The following is a 19,412-nucleotide window of genomic DNA, read 5'->3' as shown; positions in this document are numbered from 1 at the left end:
GCGCCCGCCGGATATGCCCGGCGGGCAGGGGCTCACTCGCCCTTGGCGATCGGGCAGGGGCCGCCGCAGATCTTGGCGACCTCGTCGGTCAGCCGGGTCGCCGCCTCGGCGGCGGTGGTCTGGCCGGCCGCGGCCGACTGGAGCGGGATCTGCATGGTGTTGTAGATCTTGGCCCCATAGGGGGTGTTGAACAGGTTGGACTGGAACCCGTCCATCGACTGGAAGATCTGGCGCAGCGTGCCGAAATGGCCGGTCTTCGCCCGGTTCTCCGGTGCGGTCAGCTCGGGATCGTTCAGCACGCTGGTCAGCGTGGTGGTGCCGCCGGCCGCGGCGAACTTCTTCTGCGCCTCGGGCCCGCCGATATAGGCCACGAAGTCCATCGCTTCCTCGGGATGGGCCGAGCTCTCGGCCACGGCCAGGAGGAAGCCGCCGATATAGGCCTTCTTCCCCGGCGCCTCGGCGACACCCATCCTCGCACCCGGCACGGACTGCTCGGTGGTCGCCGCGTTCGGCCACTGGTCCAGGAAGAACCCGTGGGTCATGGCGATCTGGCCGTCCTTCATCTGGTTCATCACCCCGTCATAGGTGACGGTGAGGGCGGCGGGCGGGGCGAACTTCAGCAGCTCGATATAGTCGGTGAGCGCCTTCTCGACGGCCGCGGTCTGGACATTGCCCTCGTCGTCCAGCCAGTCCGCGCCCGCACCCCAGATCGGCCCGGACAGCTCGTCCTGGATCTCGGGGAAGGGGCCGGCCATCAGGCCCACGCCGTAGAAGTCCTTGGCGAGGGGCTCGCCCTTCAGCGTCTCGCCCGCCTTGCGGGTGAAGAACTCGGCGATGTCGCGGTGCTGCTGCCAGTCGGTCGGCACGGCCAGGTCGTAGCCGTACTTGGCCTTGAAGGCTTCCTTCTCGCCCGCGTCCTCGAACAGGTCGGCGCGATAGATGAAGCCCGCGGTGTAGGTGTAGTAGGGCAGGCCCCAGATGTCGCCGTTGTAGCGGGTGGTCATGGTCGCCAGCACCGGCGCCACGTCGTTCAACAGCTCCTGCTTGTCCGCGAGATAGTCGGTCATCGGCAGGATGAAGCCGTTCTCGGCGAAGTCGGCCTTCTCCGAGGTCTCGAGCGTGACGATGTCATAGGCGCCGGTGGCGCCGACCATCTCGATGACCTGCTTGTTGTAGAGCTGCGAGTTGTCGATGTTGACGATGTTGACCTTGGCGCAGTGCGTGGCCTCGAAGCCGGCCACCAGATCGGCCATGGCGTCGGTGTAGAAGCCGGCGATCGTGGACCAGGTCAGCGGGACCCGGTCGGCGTCCTCGCAGGCGAGGGCGGGCGTGACGAGACATGCGGCAGCGACGCCGCCCAGAAGGGCACTGCGGATCATTGGCAACTTCCCCGATCATCGACCTGTAGCCGGTCTCGGCCTGAGGTCTAACATGTCAGATGTCGGGGTCAACCGGCCTCATGCGTGTGGCGGGCGGGCCTCCCGGTGCGGCAATGTGGCCTCCGGCCGGCTCGCCAAGCCCGGGCGCAGGGTGGCCAGCAGCCGGCGCAGGACCAGCCGGTAGATCCCGGCATCGTCGTAATATTGCGGGCCGGTCGCCTGCCGCTCGGCGCGCTGGCGGCGCTTGTACTCCAGCCACAGCCGCAGCTCCCGGGCGGCCTGGGCCGGCACCTGGCGCCGGTCGGCGGCCGACATCGGCAGCGGCTGGTAGCCGTAATGGCGCATCTCGGGTGCGAGCAGCCACTGGATCAGCGCCAGGCGCGGGCCTGGCAGCTCCTTCTGCCAGCGCGCCACCGCACCCTCGTTGATCGCGCGCGTCACCCCGATCTTCCAGGGCAAGGCGCTCACCTTGATGCCGGAATGCTCCTGGTGCGCCAGCATGCGCGGGTCATAAGCCACGTCCACGAACGCGCAGATCCGCCGGATCATCGTCTCCGGCTCGCGCACCAGCTCCTCGTAGCGCACCTCCATGAGGTTGCCAGGATAGCGCGGCCCGGCCTTCTGGAAGTCCAGGAAGGTACGCACTGCGAGCTTCCACTTCAGTGCCAGCGAGATCACGTCACGGGACGCCCAGGGCACGTTCAGGTGCGAGGCCACCACCGCGCGCGGATCGCGGACGAGATGCAGGATCTTCGCGCGCGGGAACATTTCCTGGATCTCGCGCAAATAGCGGATATTGGCCGAGGTCTTCTCGCCGAACCGGGTGGCGCCGCGATGCTTCGCATAAGTCTCCATCGCTAGCCGGAAATATTTGGCGGCACTGGGGGCGGGATCCTCGGCCAGCCGCGCGCGCACCTCGGCGAGCTCGGGCTCCAGATCGGCGATGTGCACATGGTGCCGGGCCGTCTGGAGCAGGGCGAAGAACCGGTCGAGCGCACCCGGCTCGCGCAGGTCGGGGACCACCTTATGGAAGTTGGCCACCTCGACCCAGTAGTGGAAGCCGTCGGCAATGGCGATGTCGGGGTGGGCGCTCAGGATCGAGCGGGTCAGCGTGGTGCCGGACCTGGTCGACCCGAGGATAAAGATCGGGGCGCAGTCGTCGAAGACTGGGATGACGTCTTGCATCTTTGCCCACCTCGCAGGTTGCGTTTCCGGACATTATTTCCGGAAGCTGTGCAGTGGCCTCGGAATCCACGACACATTACTGCACCAGCCGGACGCGCGCGTCGAGGGAGGGATGCGGCGAGCGGGACAATGGCGCGCGGTGCACGCACAACCGCTAGGCGTCCCGCGCCGCCTTCTGCATAACGCCGCGACGCCATCGCATCGGGAGTGAAGGCTTGCGGATTCTGATTCTGGCAGGGGATGCCGACGGCAATATTGGCGACCAGGCGATCCGGACCGCCACCTGCATGCTGCTGCGCCAGCGGCTGCCCGACGCGCGCATCACGGTGGTGACGGACCGGCCGGACGAGGTCGCCCGCGAGCTCGGGGTGGCGGCGGTGCCCAAGGCGGCACCCGCAGCCCAGCTCCACGCGATGCGGGAGGCCGATCTGGTCCTGATCGGCGGGGGCGGCCTGTTCCAGGACGACGACAGCCTCCTGAAGATGCCCTACTGGGCGGCTCGCGCCCTGGCGGCGCGTGCGGCGGGTGCAGAGGTCGCGGGCTTCGCGCTGGGCGTGGGCCCGCTCGACCATCCGACCAGCAAGCTCGCGGCCCGGGCGACCTTCAAGGCGATGCGCTTCGTCAGCGTGCGCGACCCGGTGGCGCAGAAGGTGGCCCAGGCCCTCTCGGACAAGCAGGTGCAACTGGTCCCGGACCCGGCGATCTGCCTGGAGCCGGCCAGCCGCGACCAGGCCAAGGCGGCCCTGGCCGCGGCCGGGCTGGCCCTGGACCACCGGCCGATCCTGGGTGTGGCGGTGCGCCGCTGGTTCCCGCCCAAGGCCCGGCTGATCCCGCGCAAGTTCGCCAAGCATCTGGGGATCGCCGACCCGCAGGCCGGGCCGGAGGGGCAGATCCTGATCGAGCGGATCGCCGAGCGGCTCGACCGGCAGGTGGAGCGGCTGAACGTCCGGGTCCTGTTCCTGCCGACCTATTGCGCGCCGTCCGAGGCCGACGACGTGCTGGCGGGCAAGATCGCGGCGCAGATGCGCCATGGCGACGCCGCCACCGTGCTGCCGATCGGCGACGCCCGGCTGCTCAAGGCCTGCACCGGCCTGTGCCAGGCCTTCCTGGGCGGGCGGATGCACCCCTTGATCCTGGCGGCCGGCATGGGCGTGCCGCTGGTGGGGCTGGGCTACAACCCGAAGTTCAACGGCTTTGCCGAGCTGCTGGGCATCGGCGAGCGGGTGGTCGACGTCCGCCAGCTGGTGCATGGCGACGCGGCGGCCCGCCTGGATGCGCTCCTGGATGCGGCCCTGGACGGGGCAGCCCCGCAAGAGGGGGCGGTGGCGCGCTGCATCGCTGCCGTCGAGGCCGGGGTGGACGGCCTGCTCCAGGCGGTGGGGCGGCCGGCTAGCGCCGTGCCAGCCGGGTGAGCAGGCGCAGGCTGCTCCGGGCGAAGATCATGAGGGCAGCGGCATAGGCGGCCACGCCGGCCAGGACCTCGGCAGCGACCCGGAGCGGTAGGCTCGTGCCTTCCGGGATGAAGCTGCGGACCACGTAGGCCGCCAGGGCTGACACCCCCGCGGCCAGGAGGATCGGCAGGAGGTCGCGCAGGAGCGGCAGGACCGGCAGCCGACAGACCCGGACGGTGCGTCCCATCCGGACCAGGATGATCAGCAGGCCGCGGATCATCAGCGCTGCCGCCACGCTCACCAGCGTCACCGGCTGGAGCAGGACGACCAGGCCCGCCAACAGGACGCAGGACAGGAGCGCCAGCCAGGCCTGCGGCGCGCTCACCCCGCGTGCATAGTCGACGCTGGTGGTGATCTGGATGACCGGGACGATCATGACCAGCACCGCCATGAACTGAAGGGCATGTGCCGCCTCCGCCCAGCTCTGGCCGAACAGGAGGGGCAGCAGGTCGGGTGCGGTGACCAGGATGCCGAGCGCGGCCGGTGCGGTGACCAGCAGGGCCAGGCGCAGCGTGGTCCCCACGGCCTGGCCCATGGCCTGCGGGTCCTGGCTCAGATGGGCGACCGCGGGCAGGAGGATGCGCTGGATCGGCCGCTGCACCACCAGCGAGAGCAGCTCCACCACCTTGGCGGCCAGCACGTAATAGCCGAGCTCGATCGGGCCCAGGAACTTGCCGAGGATCACCCGCGGCATCAGCGCGTCCACCATGTAGAGGACCCGCTCACTGGTGGCACCCCGGACGAAACCGGTGACGCTGGCCAGCCGGCGCCGGTCGAAGCGCCAGCCCGGGCGGTAGCCGGTGGTCGGCCAGAGCAGCACCGCACCCACCAGCGACTGGAGGACCTGGAAGACGATCAGCGCCCAGACGCCCGCACCCTGCCAGGCCAGCAGCACGCCCGCGACCCCGGCGACGGCGAGGGAGACCAGGGTGCGCATGGCCAGCGGGCCCATCTGCAGCCGGCGGCGCAGCAGGGCCATCGGCACCACGACCAGGGCCGTGCCGGGCAGGGCCAGCGACATGGCGGGCAGGGCCAGGAACAGTTCGGGGATCTCGAAGAACCAGGCGGCGGGGCCGGCCAGGAGGATCGCCGCCACGACCAGCAGCAGGGCCAGGCCCATCACCGCCCAGAACACCGAATCGAGCAGCTCGGGCTCGGGATCCTGCAGGCGCGTCACGGCGTCGCCCCAGCCGCCGTTGGTGATCAGAACCTCACCCACCACATTGACGATCAAAGCCAAGCCTAGGATACCATAGCCTTCAGGCCCGACGATTCGAGACAGGAGCACGAAAAACAGGAGCTGCAGGCCCTGTTGGCCCCAGGTCTCCAGCATGGTCCATGCCACGCCGCGCGCAGCCCGGCGGGCAAGGCCGGGATCGGCCGTGAGCTGAGAGGGGTCGGTCACCGGCAAGCTTCACTTTCTGCGGTGTTGCAGGGAACGTAGCGCAGTCGGGGCATTTAATGGGGCCGAGCGGCCGTGAGATCTTGCATAAGATAGTGAGGAAAGCGAATAATCACGTCGAGGGAAGTGTCCGCAGGCCAGGGTCGCAAAGTTGAGGCGGGGATGCAGCATCACAGAATATTAATTGTCTGTCATGAGTACCCGCCAATCGGCGGTGGCGGTGCCACCGCGGTACGCATTCTGGCCGAAGAACAGGCCCGGATGGGTCGCGAAGTTACTGTGCTTACTTCCGGAATGCGCGATCTACCTGCGCGCGAGCGGCAGGCCGGTGTCGAGATCGTCCGCACCCCCTGCCGTCGCTCGGCCCGCCATTACTCCACGGCGGCAGAACTCGCCACCTGGATTCCGGGCGCTCTTCTAGAAGGCCGCCGGTTGTTGCGGGCGCGCCGCTTCGACGCCATTCACGCGCATTTCATCGTTCCCGGCGCCATGGTCGCCGTACCTTTGGCACGCCGGTTCGGCATTCCCCTCACGCTGACCGCGCATGGTTCGGACGTGCCAGGCTATAATCCTGACCGTTTCGACATGATCCACCGCCTGATCCGCCCGCTCTGGCGCTACTTGGTCAACAGCGCCGACAAGGTCACCCTGCCGTCCGCCCATTTGAGCGGCCTCCTGCGCCAGGCAGGCGGCCCCTCCGCCGTCCTGGTCCCCAACCCGTTCGCTCCCCATCCGGGCATCCCCGCCCGCGCCAAGAAGCCCAACCGCATCCTGGTGGCCACCCGCCTGGTCCCGCGCAAGGGCGTGCAGGACCTGATCGCGGCCGTGGCCGGCATGACCGAGCCGGTCGAGCTGATCGTGGCTGGCGACGGCCCCCATGCCCCGCAGCTCCGCCAGCAGGCCGAGGAGCTGAACTGCCCGGTCGACTTCCGCGGCTTCCTGCCCCGCGAGACCCTGGCCGAGCTGTATGCCAGCTCGGCGATCTTCGTGCTGCCGTCCTCGCACGAGAACTTCCCGATGGTGCTGCTGGAGGCGATGGGGGCTGGCTGCGCCGTGGTCACCACCACGGCACCCGGCTGCCGCGAGGTGGTGGGCGAAGCCGGCATCTGCGTGCCGGCGGGCGATGTCGAGGCGCTGCGCGCGCAACTGGCCAAGTTGGTGCGCGACCCGGCGCTGGCCCGCGAGTATGGCGAGCGCGGCGAGCGGCGGGTGGAGCAGTTCGCGCCCGATCTGGTCGCCCAGGCATTTGACCGCGTGTACGGTTCCAGTGCCGAGAACGGCAGCAACCGCACGCCCTGGTTCGGCTCCAGCCCCCGGCACACCGGCGTCCACTGACCGCGTCTTCCCGCTGCCGCCGGTGCGGGCAGCGGCGGGCGGCCGGGTCTGCGGCCTGCGTGCACCGTTCCCGCGGTATCAACGCGCGGCACTTGTTCTTCCGTTGAACTGACACCAGCCGATCCGCTACCGGGGCGTGAGCTACACCCCCTGGAAACGGCGGAACATGGACGGGCACGCGGCGGGCATTCCGGCCCGCCGGCAAGGCATCATGCTGGCGCTGGCGAGCTTTGCCATGTTCACCGCGATGGACACGGTGGTGAAGCTCTTGAGCGGTCGCTTCCACGTGCTGGAGGTGATGCTGTTCACCTCCGGCGGGGCGCTGGTCGTCACCTTCCTGGTCGCCCAGGCGCGCGGCGGCCTCCATCGGCTGAAGACCCGGATGCTGCGGCGCCACCTGGCCCGCTGGGCGCTGTCCTTCACCTCCACCGTCCTGATCTTCTCCAGCTTCACCCAGCTCTCGCTGGCGGATGTCTATGCGATCCTGTTCACCTCGCCGCTGATCGCGACCGGCCTGTCCGTGCCGCTCCTCAAGGAGCAGGTCGGCTGGCGGCGCTGGAGTGCGGTGGGCGTGGGCTTTGCCGGCGTGCTGCTGATGCTGGGCCCCTCGGGCGGCACCGAGCCCGTCCGCCTGCTGGCCCTGTGCGGCGCCTTCCTCCATGCCTGCGCCACCATCTTCCTGCGCTGGATGCGCTCGGGCGAGCCGGTCGAGACCTTCGCCCTGTACGGCAACGTGATGACGGTGGTCCTGGCGCTCGGCGCCATGCCGTTCGTGGGCGTGCTGCCCACCCCGCTGGAAGCGACGATCGGCCTTGCCGCCGGGGCGATCGCCGGCTGCGCCTTCATGCTGCTAGTCCAGGCCTATCACCTGGCCGAGGCGGGGGTAATTGCGCCCTTTCAGTACAGCCAGATGCTCTACGGTCTCCTGGTGGGCTTTCTCCTGTTCGGTGACATCCCGGAAGTCACCACCGTCCTGGGTGCGGCGGTGGTGGCCGCCTCGGGCGTCTACGTCTTCCACCGCGAAGCCATCCGCAGCAGGACCAGCCCGGCATGAGCGCGCCCTCGACCCTGTCCGCGATCCTGATCGCGCTCTCCTCCTTCTTCGTCTTCACCCTCCAGGACACGGTGGTGAAGCTCCTGGGCAGCCAATGGCATGTCGTGCAGGTGGCGGCCTTCAACGCCGCCGGCTGCCTGGTCGTGCCGGTGGCCTGGGCGGCATGGTCGGGCGGGCTGCGCGTCCTGCGCCCGGCCAACCCGCGCCTGCACCTGGCCCGCGCTGTCCTCGCACCACTCGCCTGCGTGCTGGTGTTCTATGCCTACTCGGTCATGCCGCTGACGGATGCCTATGCCATCGCCTTCAGCCAGCCCTTGATCATCACCGCCCTGTCCGTGCCGATCCTGGGCGAGAAGGTCGGCTGGCGGCGCTGGAGTGCGGTTGTGGTGGGCTTCATCGGCGTGCTGATCATGCTGCGCCCGGGCAGCGGCCTGCTGGGCCCGGCCGCCTTGTGCATGCTGGCCGCCTCGGGCCTGTGGGGCTTCATCCATGCCGTGGTGCGCCTGGCCCGCGACGACCACCCGGCCACCTTCGCGGTCTGGGTCTGTGCCGGCATCTTCCTGGGCATGCTGCCGGTCCTGCCGTTCGTCTGGACCACCCCGACCCTGCCGCAGCTCGCCGTCTCCTTACTGGGCGGCCTGCTGGGCGGGTGCGGGTTCACCTTGATGTCGCTGGCCTATGCAAGGGCGGAGGCCGGGGTGGTGGCGCCGTTTCAGTATATACAGATGCTCTATGCGGCGGTGATCGGCCTGGTGGTGTTCGGCGACCCGCTGCCGGATGGCTGGACCTGGCTCGGTACAGCGATCGTGATCGCGTCCGGCATCTACATCATCCATCGCGAGACGGTGCGCCGGCGCGAGGCGGTGACCCTGCAGCGGCTGGCGGTGGTCGGCCAGCCGGGCTGACGCTTCAGCGCCGGGGGCGTGCCTGGCCCTGGCTGCGCAGCTTCGGCGGTGCCGTGCGGTAGCCGGGCTTGGGCGGCGAGGGCGCCACCTGGACCACGACCTTGCCGGTGCTGCGCCGTTCCTTCAGCAGCGCCAGGGCGTCCTGGCCCTGCGCCAGGGGCAGGACCTGGGCGACGTGCGGCCGGATCCGGCCCTCGTCCAGCCAGGCGAACAACTGCTCGAAGCTTTCGCGCAGGCGGCCCGGGTCGTGCTTGCGATAGCTGCTCCAGAAGAAGCCCAGCGCCGCGATGTTCTTCACCAGCAGGAGGTTGGCCGGGATCTGCGGGATCTCGCCGGACGCGAAGCCCACCACCACGATCCGGCCCTCCCAGGCCGTGACCCGCAGCGACAGGTCGAACAGGGCGCCGCCGACGGGATCGAACACCACGTCCACGCCGCGCCCGTCGGTGAGCTCCTTGATCCGGGTACGCAGCTCCGGGTCCTCGCTGTCCAGCGCATGGTCCGCACCATGCTCGGCCGCCAGTGCGGCGCGCGCCTCACCGCGCGCGGTGGCGATCACCCTGGCCCCCATGGCCTTGCCGACCTCGACGGCGGCCAGGCCCACCCCGCCGGCGGCACCATGCACCAGCAGCACCTCGCCCGGCAGGAGCTGGGCCCGCCAGGACAGGGCACCCAGCGCCGTGCCGTAGGTGATGGCGAGCCCGGCCGCGGTGACGTCGTCCACCTCGTCCGGAATCGGGATCACGTCCTCGGCCCGGGCCAGGGTCTTCTCGGCAAAGCCGCCATGGTCGAGAAAGGCCAGCACCCGCTGGCCGGGCTCGACGCCGCCCATCACCGCGCCGGCACCTACCTTGTCGATTGTGCCAGCCACTTCCAGCCCCGGCACGAACGGCACGGGCGGGCGTTCCTGGTAGCGGCCCTCCAGCATCAGCAGGTCGGCGAAATTGACCCCGGCCGCGGCCACCTCGATCCGGACATGGCAGGCCCCGGGCTCCGGATCGGGCAGTTCCTTCAGGGCGAGGCCTTCCAGGCCCCGCGTCTGCTCACAGACCAACGCGCGCATTGAAGGTTTCCATACGATCCGGGGAAGCAACCACTGGTGGACGATCCTAGGCGCAGCTTGCGGCTGCGAAAAGGTCGCCAACCGCTCGTTCCGGCATGGCTGGTTCCCGCCGAGCCTTTTCCAGCAGGCCTGGACTGCCTAAATGGGCGGCATGTCCGAGCAACCACTTCGCGGCTGGTTCGCGATCGGGGCGGAGGCCATCTCCAAGGAGGTGAACTTCGGCAACCTGATGCGCACCGCCCACGCCTTCGGCGCCGCCTATCTGTTCCTGGTCGACCCGGCCACCACCCTGCGCCAGGCCGGGCGGACCGACACGTCGCGCGCCCATCTGAGCCTGCCGGTGTTCCGGCACCGCAGCCCGGAGGAGCTGGCCCTGCCGCACGGGGCCAAGCTGGTGGGCGTGGAACTGACCGACGACGCGGTGCCGCTGCCCTCGTTCCGCCACCCTTCCGCCGCCGCCTATGTGTTCGGCCCGGAGCGCGCCTCGCTGAGCCCCGCCATGCTGGCGCGCTGCGACCATGTGGTGCGGATCCCTACGCGGTTTTGCGTCAACCTCGCGATCGCCGCGGCGATCGTCATGTATGACCGCCAGCTCACGCTCGGCCGGTTCGGCGAGCGCCCGGTGATGCCGGGCGGCCCGGTGCAGGCGCCCGCCCCGCACGTCCATGGGGGGGTGGTGCTGCGCCGCGCCCGAACGGCCGGAGCGTCCGGTGGCTGACACCGGTGCCGCGTCGGCAACGCCCTCTTCTGGTCCGGGCCCGGCAGCGCTATGCTGGACGGACACTCGTCATTTCTGTCGCCCACCATCCAAGTTGTCGGAGCCGAGTTGCATGAAGGCGCTCGCCGCTGTCGTTTTGTCGCTCGCGACCTTCGTTCCCGCCCTGGCCCTGGCCCTGGCTGCGCCCAAGCTCGTGTCGAACCACCAGGACTGGAACCTGTACATGGTCGAGGGCGGTGAGAAGCTCTGCTACATCGCGTCCGAGCCGAAGAAGCAGGAGGGCAACTACAAGTCCCGCGGCAATCCCTTCATCATCGTCGCCCGCATCCCCGCCAATCCGCCGATCGACGAGGTGAGCGTGCGGGTCGGCTACACCTACAAGAAGGGCAGCGAGGTCGCGGTGCAGATCGACGGCACGGCGCTCAGCTTCTTCACCAGCGACGAGCAGGCCTGGGCCAAGAGCTCCGAGGACGACAAGAAGGCGATCAACGCGATGCGGCGCGGCCGCGAGGCGGTGGTACGCGCCACCTCCACCCGCGGCACCAACTCGATCGACACCTATTCCCTCTCCGGCTTCACCGACGCCTACAACGCCCTGTCCGCCACCTGCGGCGGCACGGCGAGCTTGGCGACGCCGCCGGTATACCGAGGCTGAGACAGAACGTGCCCGAACTGAGAAAGCCCCTGGCCGCCGACGGGCTGCCCAGCCTGATCGGGACGGATCGTGCCGGCCTGGAGGCCGCCCTCGCCGAGATCGGCGAGCCGGAAGCCAAGCGGCCGATGCGCGCCCGCCAGTTGTTCCACTGGATCTACTGCCGGGGTGCCGCCTCGTTCGAGCAGATGACCACCCTGTCCAAGGAGACGCGCGCCCGGCTGGCCGAACGCTTCTCGGTGGCCAGGCCCGAGATCGTGGTCGAGCAGCAGTCGACCGACGGCACGCGCAAGTGGCTGCTGCGCTTCTTCGACGGCCAGGAAGTCGAGTGCGTGTTCATCCCGCAGGACGACCGGGGCGCCTTGTGCGTCTCGACCCAGGTCGGCTGCACGCTCACCTGCAAGTTCTGCCACACCGGCACCATGCCGCTGGTGCGCAACCTGACGCCGGGCGAGATCCTGTCCCAGCTCCTGGTGGCGCGCGACGCACTGGGCGAGTGGCCGAGCCCGCGCGACGACCGGCTGTTCACCAACATCGTCGTGATGGGGATGGGTGAGCCGCTGTTCAATTATGACGGCATTGCGGCCGCGATGAAGCTCGCCAGCGACGGCGACGGGATCGGCCTGTCCAAGCACAAGATCACGCTCTCGACCTCGGGCGTGGTGCCGCGGATCGTGCAGTGGGGCGAGGAGCTGGGCACCGGCCTCGCCATCTCGCTCCATGCGGTGCGCGACGAGCTGCGCGACGAGCTGGTGCCGGTCAATCGCAAGTGGAAGATCGCGCAGCTCCTCGATGCCTGCCGCGCCTACCCGCACCGCAACAAGCCGATCACCTTCGAATACGTGATGCTGGCCGGCGTGAACGACAGCGATGCCGATGCGCGTGAGCTGGTCCGGCTGCTGGAAGGCATCCCCGCCAAGGTCAACCTGATCCCGTTCAATGCCTGGCCGGGTGCGGAGTTCACCTGCTCGTCCAACAACCGCATCCACGCGTTTGCGCGGATCGTGGAGGCGGCCGGCTACCAGAGCCCCGTGCGGGTGCCGCGCGGCCGCGACATCCTGGCGGCCTGCGGCCAGCTCAAGACCGCGAGCGAGCGGATCCGGGCGCGGCGCGAGGCCGCTGCTGCCCCGCCGGCGGCGGCTCCGACGCCCGCCCCCGCTGCCGCCCTGCACTGAGCCATGGACAACGGGCGCGATCGACCCCGGCGGCGGTCGTGGCTGCGGCGGTTCCTGACCGGCTTCCTGGCCACGGTCGGCTTTTTCAGCCTCCTTCTGGTGCTGGGCGTGGCGGGCGGCATCTGGTGGCTCTCCCGCCAGGAGGAGCCGCTGCCCGACCAGATGTTCCTGAGCCTCGACCTGCGCCGGCCGATCCTGGAAGGCCAGCCCAGCTGGATGGCGGGCTGGCTGAGTGACCAGGAGGAGTACCGGCTGCTCGACCTGGTGGAGGCGCTGGACCGGGCCGCGGGCGACCCGCGGGTCAAGGCGGTCTATGCCCGGATCGACGAGACCCCTCGCGGCTTTGCCACCACCCAGGAACTGCGCAGCGCCATCCTGGAGCTGCGCGCCGCCGGCAAGCGCACGGTCGCCTATGCCGACAGTCTCGGCGAGCTGAGCCCGGCCAACGAAGGCTACTATCTCGCCAGCGCGTTCGATCAGATCGTGCTCCAGCCGGTGGGCTCGCTGGGCCTGGCCGGCCTGTCCATGCAGGAGCCGTTCGCCCAGGGCCTGCTGGAGAAGCTGGGCATCCGCTTCGAGGTCACGAGGCGCAGCGAGTACAAGACCGCGTTCGACGTCGCCGCTGCGTCCGAGCCGTCGCCCGAGCACCGGGAGATGAGCCAGGCCCTGCTGGACTCGCTGGACCGGCAGTTCCGCACCGGCATCGAATCCGGGCGCCCGTCGCTGGCCGGCCGGATCGGCGAGCTGATCGATGCCGGCCCCTATACCGGCGAGGCGGCGCTGGCCGCGGGCCTGATCGACCGGATCGCGCATGAGGACGAGGTGCTGAACGGGCTCTATGGGGGCTCCGCCTCCGGCAGCGTGGTCGGCCCGGCGCGCTGGCGGCGGGTGGCGGTCGAGGATTATTGGGTGCGCAGCCATCCCGAGGGCGAGTTCCCGCAGGTCGCGGTGATCCATGCGGTGGGGCCGATCCTGCGCGGGGGCGGCGGGCTGCAGGGCCAGACCGCATCCGCCGACGACGTAGCTGGTGCCCTTGCCGCGGCACGCCAGGACGACGACGTCCAGGCGGTCCTGTTCCGGATCGCGTCCCCCGGCGGCTCCGCGGTGGCCTCGGCCACGATCGGGCGCGAGATCGACCGGCTGAAAGAGGCGGGCAAGCCGGTGGTGGTCAGCATGGGCGACGTGGCCGGCTCGGGCGGCTACTGGATCGCCGCGGATGCCGACCTGATCCTGGCCGGCCCCGCGACGCTCACCGGCTCGATCGGCGTGCTCGCCGGCAAGCCGGTCCTCCAGGACCTGTGGGAGTGGCTGGAGGTCAACTGGCTCACCACCAGCCGCGGCGAGAACGCCGAGCTCTGGACGTTGAACCGCCCCTACACGCCGGCGGAGCAGGCCAAGGTCGACGGGATGGTCGACACGATCTACCGGGCGTTCAAGGAGCGGGTCGCGGCCGGGCGCGGCCTGTCCGCCGAGGCGGTCGAGGAGGTTGCACGCGGCCGGGTCTGGACGGGCGAGCAGGCCCTGCCGATCGGCCTGGTCGACCGGCTGGGCGGCCTCGCCGACGCGATCGCGGCGGTCAAGGAACGCCTGGGCCTCCAGCCGGACCAGGAGGTGAGCCTGGTGACCCTGCCCGATCCGGGCAGCGACCTGTTCCGCCTGCTGGGCAGGCTGCGCCGCGGCCTGACCGCGGTCGACACGCTACTGGGCGGCAGTCTCGGCGTGCTGGCCAACGGGCCGGCCGTCATGACGCTGCCGCCGCCCGCGGTGGAGTGACGCGGCGCTCGGTTCCGGAAACTGCGGGCGCTCTTGCCTGTGCAGGGTTGATCGGCGCTGCCGAACGGGGCAAACGGCCTCGTGTGAGCATGAACGAGCCCAGCGATCCCGCCATCGTGGCACCGCCCCCGCCGGCCGACCCGGTGCCGGAGCAGGCGAGAGCCGCGCCATCCGGGCCGGCCCTGGACGGCGGCCCCGAGCGGCGCCGCCGCCTGATCGCGCGCGCCTCGACGCTGAGCGTCCTGGTCGCGGTGGCGCTGGCGGTGCTCAAGCTCCTGGCGGTGATCGCCACCGGCTCCACCGCCCTGATGAGCTCCGCGGTCGACAGTTTCGCCGACCTGGCCGCCTCCGGCATGATCTGGCTGAGCTTTCGCGCCGCGCGCGCGCCTGCCGAGCCGCGCCGCCATATGGGGCCGGGCCGCACCGAGGCGGTGTCGGCCCTGACCCAGGCGGCGTTCGTGGCGGGTGCCGGCCTGTTCGCGCTCAGTATCTCGATCCGGCAGTTCGTCTATCCCGTCCCGATCCAGCACGGCTGGTGGGGTCTCGCGGTGATGCTGGTGTCGATCGTGGTCACGCTGGTGCTGGTCGGCTACCAGCGTCGCGTGGTGCGGCTCACCGCCTCGGCCGCGATCGCGGCGGACCGCGCCCATTACGAGGGCGACCTGCTCACCCAGATCGCCGTGGTGCTCTCGCTGCTGGGTGCCGGCCTGTACGGGCTGGAGCGGCTGGACCCGTTGGTCGGCGCCGGCGTGGCGATCTACCTCCTGGTGATGGCGGTGCGGATCGGGCGGGATGCGGTGGCCACGCTCCTGGAGCGGGCGCTGCCGCGGGACCTGCGTCGGCAGGTCGAGACGCTGGCGGCCGCCCAGCCGGGCGTGCTGGCAGTGGGCCAGTTCCATGGCTACGAGACCGGCGACCGCTGCTGCATCGAGCTGGAGGTCGAGGTCGCGGCCGAGATGCCGGTGGCCAGTGCCCGGCGGATCGCCGATGCTATCGAGGCGGAGCTCGAGGAGCGGCTGGCCGGCGCGGAAGTCACCGTGCATCCGGTGCCGGCGGGCGAGCCGCACATCGACTGACGGGCGGGTGCGCCCGGTACGGAGGGCAGATGCGCATCACCCGCCTGAAGGTCACCCCGGTCAACATCCCCCTGGAAGCGCCTTTGCTGTGGAGCGGCGGGCTCTATCCCGGCACCTCCAAGCTGATCATCGAGATCTTCACCGACCAGGGCCTGGTGGGCCTGGGCGAGGCGCCCCGGTCGACGTGCTGGCGACCGTCCGGCGGATGGGCGAGTTGCTGGAAGGCATGGACCCGCTCGACATCGCCGAGTGCGAGCGGCGCTGCCTGCCGCCCTGGCAGATCGTCCAGAACACGGATGATGCCTCGGTCGCCAAGGCGTTCGGCGCCATCGAGATCGGGCTCTGGGACCTGCGCGGCAAGGCCTGGGGCCAGCCCCTCCACCTTCTGCTCGGCGGCAAGGTCCGCGACGCCGTGCCGTTCACCGAGTATTTCGCGTTCCGGGAGGGCCGCGAGACCGGGCCGGAGGCGGTGGCGGAGCATTGCCTGGCGATGCGCGAGGCGCATGGCAGCACGCTGTTCGAGGGCAAGCTGATCCAGGGCGACCCGTTGCTGGAGATCCGGACCGTAAAGCTGCTGCGCCGGGCACTGGGGCCGGAGCCCACCATCCGGCTCGATTCCAACATGCAGTGGTCGCTGCCGACCGCGATCCGGATCTTGCGCGAGATCGAGCCCTATGACGTCCGCAACTACGAGGATCCGGTCGCGACCTTCGAGGAGATGGCTGCCCTGCGCCGTCATTCCTCGATCCGCTTCTCCAGCCACGTGCCAGACCTGCGCCGGGCGGTGGCCCTTGGCACGCCGGATGCCATCGTGGTCAACTTCGCCGTGCTGGGCGGGATCGGCCGGGCAGTGCGCTTCATCGGCGCCTGCGAGGCGATGGGCGTCGATTTCTGGTGCTATTCGGGCGACGCCGGCGTGTGCACAGCCGCCTATCTGCACGTCTCCGCGGCGATGCCCTGGATCCGCGAGCCGTCCCAGTCGCTGTTCCGCTGGCAGTTGGGCGACGTGATCGAGGGCGGGCCGTTCCGGCAGAAGAACGATGTGGTCCAGGTGCCGGACGGGCCGGGCCTGGGGGTCTGCCTGGACCACGAGGCCCTGGCCTGCTGGCACCGCCATTTCGTGGACCACGGGCCGCTGGACCATTTCCACGATCCAGCGGCACCTGGCCGAATGCGGCGCCTGCCGCTCGGCTGAACGGCAGGCGGGATGGAAGGCCTCAGGAGGCGGCGTGCTCCGTCGGCGCCGGATGGTGCGCCCGGATCGGCGTCGCCGGCAGCACTGCACGGAGCAGGACGAGGCCACCGAATGCCGCCACGACGGAGGCGCACAGGACACCAAGCTTGATCTCGTCCAGCATGGCCGGGTCGGGGAAGGCCAGGCCGGCGATGAACAGTGACATGGTGAAGCCGATACCGCCCAGCAGGCCCATGCCCAGCAGCGTCCGGATGTCCATCTCCGGCGGCAGGCGGTAGAGCCTGAGCGCCGCGCCCAGCAGCACGGCACCCACGATCCCGATCGGCTTGCCGAGCAGGAGCGCCACGAACACCGCGAAGGCTCCGAGGCCGATCTCCAGGGCGCCACTGGTCACGTTCACGCCCGCATTGAACAGGGCGAAGATCGGCATGATCAGGAAGGCGACGTAGGGCTGGAGCTTATGCTCAAAATTGTGCAGCGGGCTGCGCCGCTCTTCGATCAGCGCCTCCAGCGAGTGCAGTTCGACCTCCATGCGCTCCGGGCTCCCGGAAAGCCTGGGCGTCAGCGCCTCGCCCAGCGTCACCGGATCCGGGACCTGGCGCAGGGGCACGGTGAACGCCATCAGTACACCGGCAATGGTGGCGTGGACGCCGGACTTCAGCATCGCGTACCAGGCGATCCCGCCCAGCACGACATAGATGATCGGGCGCCCACCGCCTTGCTGGCCATAGACGGCGGCAAGCGCGCAGGTGCCCAGCGAGATCAGCAGTGGCACTACCGCAAGGTCCGGCGTGTAGAACAGTGCGATCACGATGACAGCGCCGAGGTCGTCGACGATCGCGAACGCGAGCAGGAACACCTTCAGGCTGTACGGTACCCGATCACCAATCAGGGCCAATACGCCCACCGCGAAGGCGATATCGGTCGCCATGGGTACACCCCAGCCGGGTGCATAGGCAGTGGAGCCGGCAATCAGGAAGTAGATCAGCGCCGGACCGATCATGCCGCCCATCGCACCCATCACCGGCAGCGCCGCACGGGCCCAGCCGCGCAGTTCGCCGGCCACCAGCTCGCGCTTGATCTCCAGGCCCACCACGAAGAAGAACAGGGCCATCAGGAAATCGTTGACCCAGTGTGCCAGCGACTTGTCTACGCCCACACCGCCAATGGTAGCCGTCGTCTGCGCATGCTTCATCGCCTCATAAGCCGGGGCAAATGGCGAATTGGCCCAAATGAAGGCGAAGCCGGCTGCGGCGATGAGCACCACGCCGCTGGCACTCGCTGTCTCGAAGAAGCGCCTGAATGGCAGCACGATCCGCCGCTCGATAGCTCCTACTGACTTGGCTGCTGCCATACTTCACCTCTGTTCCCGGCACGAATCGCGAGCAGAGATGGACAAGACGATCCATGTGGGCAAGCGAAACCGGTTGCCCCCAGATCGATTTCGAGGTTTGGCCCGAGGCGGTCAGGCTCGATGATATGGGTGGCCGGACAGGATGGTGGTGGCCCGGTAGATCTGCTCGGCCAGCATCACCCGCACCAGCATGTGCGGCCAGGTCATGCTGCCGAAGGCCAGCTTCAGGTCGGCGCGTGCCAGGACTGCCTGGCCGTGGCCGGCCGCCCCGCCGATCAGGAAGGCCAGGTCGCGCACGCCCTGATCACGCCAGCTCCCCAGCCGCCCGGCGAATGCGACGCTGTCGAACTGGCGGCCATGCTCGTCCAGCGCCACCACCGTGGCACCCTGGGGGACCTTGGCCAGCAGCAGACGTGCCTCGTCGTCCTGCCGGGCAGGGTCCTCGGCAGGGCGACGGCTCTCGACCTCGACCAGGGGGGCGAGGATGGGGCAGCGCTGGCGATAGGCTTCGACCAGGCTTTCGATCGCCGAGTCGCGGTTGCGCCCGACCGCCAGGATGACGGCACGCACCGGCCGGTCAGCCGGGCGCTACCGCCAGGCGCTTGGGGGCCTCCACCGACCAGAGCTTCTCGATATCGTAGAAGCTGCGCGTCTCGGGCTTGAACAGATGCACGATCACGTCGCCGGCATCGATCAGCACCCAGTCCGAGGCGCCCACGCCCTCGCCGGACACGTTCTTGTAGCCCTGGTCCTTCAGGCTCTGCAGCAGCTTCTCCGCCATGGAGGAGATGTGCCGCTGCGAGGTCCCCGACGCGACCACCATCCAGTCGGCGATCGAGGTCTTGCCCGCCAGATCGACGACGACCGGGTCAACCGCCTTGTCGTCGTCGAGCGACTTCGTGATGAAGTCGAGGAGGTCGGTCGATGCCATGCCTCCATTGCCTGCGGTGGCTATGTGAAATTCTCCTGGCTCGCCGCCTTCCGCTCGCCACGGATCGCCGTGGACGAGGCCGGATGCAGCCGATGATGCAACAAGACCCATGCCGGAGCCGGCAGGTCGACCAAGCGATGCGCCTGCCGCTCGTCGATCCGAGCGGCGGCGAAGCGCCGGGCCACCAGTCCTGTTCCAGCACGCTCAAGATATGGTGCGCGTGCCAGCACCGCAACCGGGCAGGCGTGCAGCAGGCGCAGCCAATGCTTCCAGCGTGGCAGTTGCAGCAGATTGTCCGCACCGATGAGCCAGACATGACGCCGGTCGCCCCGCCGGTTCAGCCGGGCCACCGTGTCGGCCGAGTATTGCAGCCCGTGCCGCTCCTCGTAGTCGCTGACCTCGATGCGCGGGTCCGCCTGCGCCACCTTGCGGGCCGAGGCGAAGCGCTCCGCGAACGGCGCCATGCCGCGGCGCTCCTTCAACGGGTTCTGCGGCGAGACGAGCCAGACGACCCGGTCCAGCCCCAGGCGGCGCAACGCCTCCTGGCTGGCATGGAGATGCCCTTCATGGGCCGGGTTGAACGAGCCGCCGAACAGGCCCACCCGGGCCTGGGCGGGCAGGGCCGGGCTCGGGACAGGGGGTACTGCCTGCTTCAGGTCGATCCGGGCGACCGGGCGGCGAGGAAAGGTCTGATCCAGGGGCATGGTGCGCCGAAGAGGGCCGGGGCCGGCAACGGAGCCGATCCAAGGCGCGGGCGCAAGGCC

Annotated in this window: 18 protein-coding genes; 10 read left to right on the top strand and 8 right to left on the bottom strand. The window is 69.7% G+C overall.

The features are described from left to right. Nucleotides 1-32: 32 nt before the first annotated feature. Nucleotides 33-1,379: an ABC transporter substrate-binding protein gene (locus HLA95_RS04995; RefSeq protein WP_222182654.1), complete on the bottom strand. Its 1,347-nt coding sequence runs from the start codon at nucleotides 1,377-1,379 to the stop codon at nucleotides 33-35. 78 nt (nucleotides 1,380-1,457) lie between these two features. Next, entirely contained in the window at nucleotides 1,458-2,564 is a 1,107-nt protein-coding gene (locus HLA95_RS04990) for a sulfotransferase family protein (protein ID WP_222182652.1), read from the bottom strand. Between the two features lie 215 nt (nucleotides 2,565-2,779). Between HLA95_RS04990 and HLA95_RS04985 the strand changes: the two genes are divergently transcribed. Continuing rightward, a complete protein-coding gene (locus tag HLA95_RS04985; RefSeq protein WP_222182650.1) occupies nucleotides 2,780-3,976 on the top strand; it encodes a polysaccharide pyruvyl transferase family protein in 1,197 nt (398 codons plus the stop codon). Here the strand turns inward: HLA95_RS04985 and HLA95_RS04980 are convergent. Next, complete coding sequence (locus HLA95_RS04980) at nucleotides 3,954-5,420, bottom strand: oligosaccharide flippase family protein (protein WP_191060759.1); 1,467 nt, start codon at nucleotides 5,418-5,420, stop codon at nucleotides 3,954-3,956. The genes HLA95_RS04985 and HLA95_RS04980 overlap by 23 nt on opposite strands. 159 nt (nucleotides 5,421-5,579) lie before the next feature. On the opposite strand from HLA95_RS04980, the gene HLA95_RS04975 reads away from it, so the two are divergent. From HLA95_RS04975 to HLA95_RS04965, 3 genes are all read left to right on the top strand, one after another. Continuing rightward, nucleotides 5,580-6,752, top strand: a complete 1,173-nt coding sequence (locus HLA95_RS04975; RefSeq protein WP_191060760.1) for a glycosyltransferase family 4 protein — start codon at nucleotides 5,580-5,582, stop codon at nucleotides 6,750-6,752. A gap of 166 nt (nucleotides 6,753-6,918) precedes the next feature. Further along, the gene (locus tag HLA95_RS04970) at nucleotides 6,919-7,806 is read left to right on the top strand and encodes a DMT family transporter (RefSeq protein ID WP_191060761.1); all 888 of its coding nucleotides are present in this window, start codon (nucleotides 6,919-6,921) and stop codon (nucleotides 7,804-7,806) included. Further along, the gene (locus HLA95_RS04965) at nucleotides 7,803-8,711 is read left to right on the top strand and encodes a DMT family transporter (protein WP_191060762.1); all 909 of its coding nucleotides are present in this window, start codon (nucleotides 7,803-7,805) and stop codon (nucleotides 8,709-8,711) included. The genes HLA95_RS04970 and HLA95_RS04965 overlap by 4 nt, the downstream gene beginning before the upstream one ends. A gap of 4 nt (nucleotides 8,712-8,715) precedes the next feature. Here the strand turns inward: HLA95_RS04965 and HLA95_RS04960 are convergent, their stop codons facing one another. Continuing rightward, on the bottom strand, nucleotides 8,716-9,774 hold the full coding sequence (locus tag HLA95_RS04960; RefSeq protein ID WP_222182648.1) for an NADPH:quinone oxidoreductase family protein: 1,059 nt from the start codon (nucleotides 9,772-9,774) through the stop codon (nucleotides 8,716-8,718). Between the two features lie 151 nt (nucleotides 9,775-9,925). Between HLA95_RS04960 and HLA95_RS04955 the strand changes: the two genes are divergently transcribed. From HLA95_RS04955 to HLA95_RS28805, 6 genes are all read left to right on the top strand, one after another. Further along, nucleotides 9,926-10,492, top strand: coding sequence for an RNA methyltransferase (locus tag HLA95_RS04955; protein WP_191061625.1), 567 nt, complete (start codon nucleotides 9,926-9,928; stop codon nucleotides 10,490-10,492). Between the two features lie 112 nt (nucleotides 10,493-10,604). Beyond that, nucleotides 10,605-11,147 carry an invasion associated locus B family protein gene (locus tag HLA95_RS04950; RefSeq protein ID WP_191061622.1) on the top strand — a complete coding sequence of 181 codons (543 nt, stop codon included), beginning with the start codon at nucleotides 10,605-10,607 and terminating at the stop codon, nucleotides 11,145-11,147. 8 nt (nucleotides 11,148-11,155) lie between these two features. Beyond that, nucleotides 11,156-12,319, top strand: a complete 1,164-nt coding sequence (gene rlmN, locus HLA95_RS04945; RefSeq protein ID WP_322100101.1) for a dual-specificity RNA methyltransferase RlmN — start codon at nucleotides 11,156-11,158, stop codon at nucleotides 12,317-12,319. Nucleotides 12,320-12,322: 3 nt separating this feature from the next. After that, entirely contained in the window at nucleotides 12,323-14,092 is a 1,770-nt protein-coding gene (gene sppA / locus HLA95_RS04940) for a signal peptide peptidase SppA (RefSeq protein WP_222182646.1), read from the top strand. Nucleotides 14,093-14,181: 89 nt separating this feature from the next. Next, nucleotides 14,182-15,168, top strand: a complete 987-nt coding sequence (locus HLA95_RS04935; RefSeq protein ID WP_222182644.1) for a cation diffusion facilitator family transporter — start codon at nucleotides 14,182-14,184, stop codon at nucleotides 15,166-15,168. 184 nt (nucleotides 15,169-15,352) lie between these two features. Beyond that, entirely contained in the window at nucleotides 15,353-16,363 is a 1,011-nt protein-coding gene (locus HLA95_RS28805; RefSeq protein WP_222182642.1) for a mandelate racemase/muconate lactonizing enzyme family protein, read from the top strand. Between the two features lie 22 nt (nucleotides 16,364-16,385). Here HLA95_RS28805 and nhaA read toward each other — a convergent pair whose 3' ends face one another. From nhaA to nadD, 4 genes are all read right to left on the bottom strand, one after another. Next, on the bottom strand, nucleotides 16,386-17,717 hold the full coding sequence (gene nhaA, locus HLA95_RS04925) for a Na+/H+ antiporter NhaA (RefSeq protein ID WP_191060474.1): 1,332 nt from the start codon (nucleotides 17,715-17,717) through the stop codon (nucleotides 16,386-16,388). Between the two features lie 111 nt (nucleotides 17,718-17,828). After that, nucleotides 17,829-18,287: a 23S rRNA (pseudouridine(1915)-N(3))-methyltransferase RlmH gene (gene rlmH, locus HLA95_RS04920; protein WP_191060475.1), complete on the bottom strand. Its 459-nt coding sequence runs from the start codon at nucleotides 18,285-18,287 to the stop codon at nucleotides 17,829-17,831. Nucleotides 18,288-18,294: 7 nt separating this feature from the next. Beyond that, nucleotides 18,295-18,648, bottom strand: coding sequence for a ribosome silencing factor (gene rsfS, locus HLA95_RS04915; RefSeq protein ID WP_191060476.1), 354 nt, complete (start codon nucleotides 18,646-18,648; stop codon nucleotides 18,295-18,297). A gap of 20 nt (nucleotides 18,649-18,668) precedes the next feature. Further along, entirely contained in the window at nucleotides 18,669-19,352 is a 684-nt protein-coding gene (gene nadD / locus HLA95_RS04910; protein WP_191060477.1) for a nicotinate (nicotinamide) nucleotide adenylyltransferase, read from the bottom strand. Nucleotides 19,353-19,412: the final 60 nt, after the last annotated feature.

Source organism: Geminicoccus harenae, assembly GCF_019800005.1.
Classification (GTDB): domain Bacteria; phylum Pseudomonadota; class Alphaproteobacteria; order Geminicoccales; family Geminicoccaceae; genus Geminicoccus; species Geminicoccus harenae.
This window is presented reverse-complemented; position numbering and strand designations above follow the sequence as displayed.

What these genes read in the sequence shown, in the direction of transcription:
- HLA95_RS04975 (WP_191060760.1), top strand. Translation starts at nt 5,580, where the DNA reads ATGCAGCATCACAGAATATTAATTGTCTGTCATGAGTACCCGCCAATC.
- HLA95_RS04950 (WP_191061622.1), top strand. Translation starts at nt 10,605, where the DNA reads ATGAAGGCGCTCGCCGCTGTCGTTTTGTCGCTCGCGACCTTCGTTCCC.
- rsfS (WP_191060476.1), bottom strand. Translation starts at nt 18,648, where the DNA reads ATGGCATCGACCGACCTCCTCGACTTCATCACGAAGTCGCTCGACGAC.
- nhaA (WP_191060474.1), bottom strand. Translation starts at nt 17,717, where the DNA reads ATGGCAGCAGCCAAGTCAGTAGGAGCTATCGAGCGGCGGATCGTGCTG.
- HLA95_RS04990 (WP_222182652.1), bottom strand. Translation starts at nt 2,564, where the DNA reads ATGCAAGACGTCATCCCAGTCTTCGACGACTGCGCCCCGATCTTTATC.
- nadD (WP_191060477.1), bottom strand. Translation starts at nt 19,352, where the DNA reads ATGCCCCTGGATCAGACCTTTCCTCGCCGCCCGGTCGCCCGGATCGAC.
- HLA95_RS04970 (WP_191060761.1), top strand. Translation starts at nt 6,919, where the DNA reads ATGGACGGGCACGCGGCGGGCATTCCGGCCCGCCGGCAAGGCATCATG.
- HLA95_RS04995 (WP_222182654.1), bottom strand. Translation starts at nt 1,379, where the DNA reads ATGATCCGCAGTGCCCTTCTGGGCGGCGTCGCTGCCGCATGTCTCGTC.
- sppA (WP_222182646.1), top strand. Translation starts at nt 12,323, where the DNA reads ATGGACAACGGGCGCGATCGACCCCGGCGGCGGTCGTGGCTGCGGCGG.
- HLA95_RS04960 (WP_222182648.1), bottom strand. Translation starts at nt 9,774, where the DNA reads ATGCGCGCGTTGGTCTGTGAGCAGACGCGGGGCCTGGAAGGCCTCGCC.
- HLA95_RS04955 (WP_191061625.1), top strand. Translation starts at nt 9,926, where the DNA reads ATGTCCGAGCAACCACTTCGCGGCTGGTTCGCGATCGGGGCGGAGGCC.
- HLA95_RS04935 (WP_222182644.1), top strand. Translation starts at nt 14,182, where the DNA reads ATGAACGAGCCCAGCGATCCCGCCATCGTGGCACCGCCCCCGCCGGCC.
- HLA95_RS04965 (WP_191060762.1), top strand. Translation starts at nt 7,803, where the DNA reads ATGAGCGCGCCCTCGACCCTGTCCGCGATCCTGATCGCGCTCTCCTCC.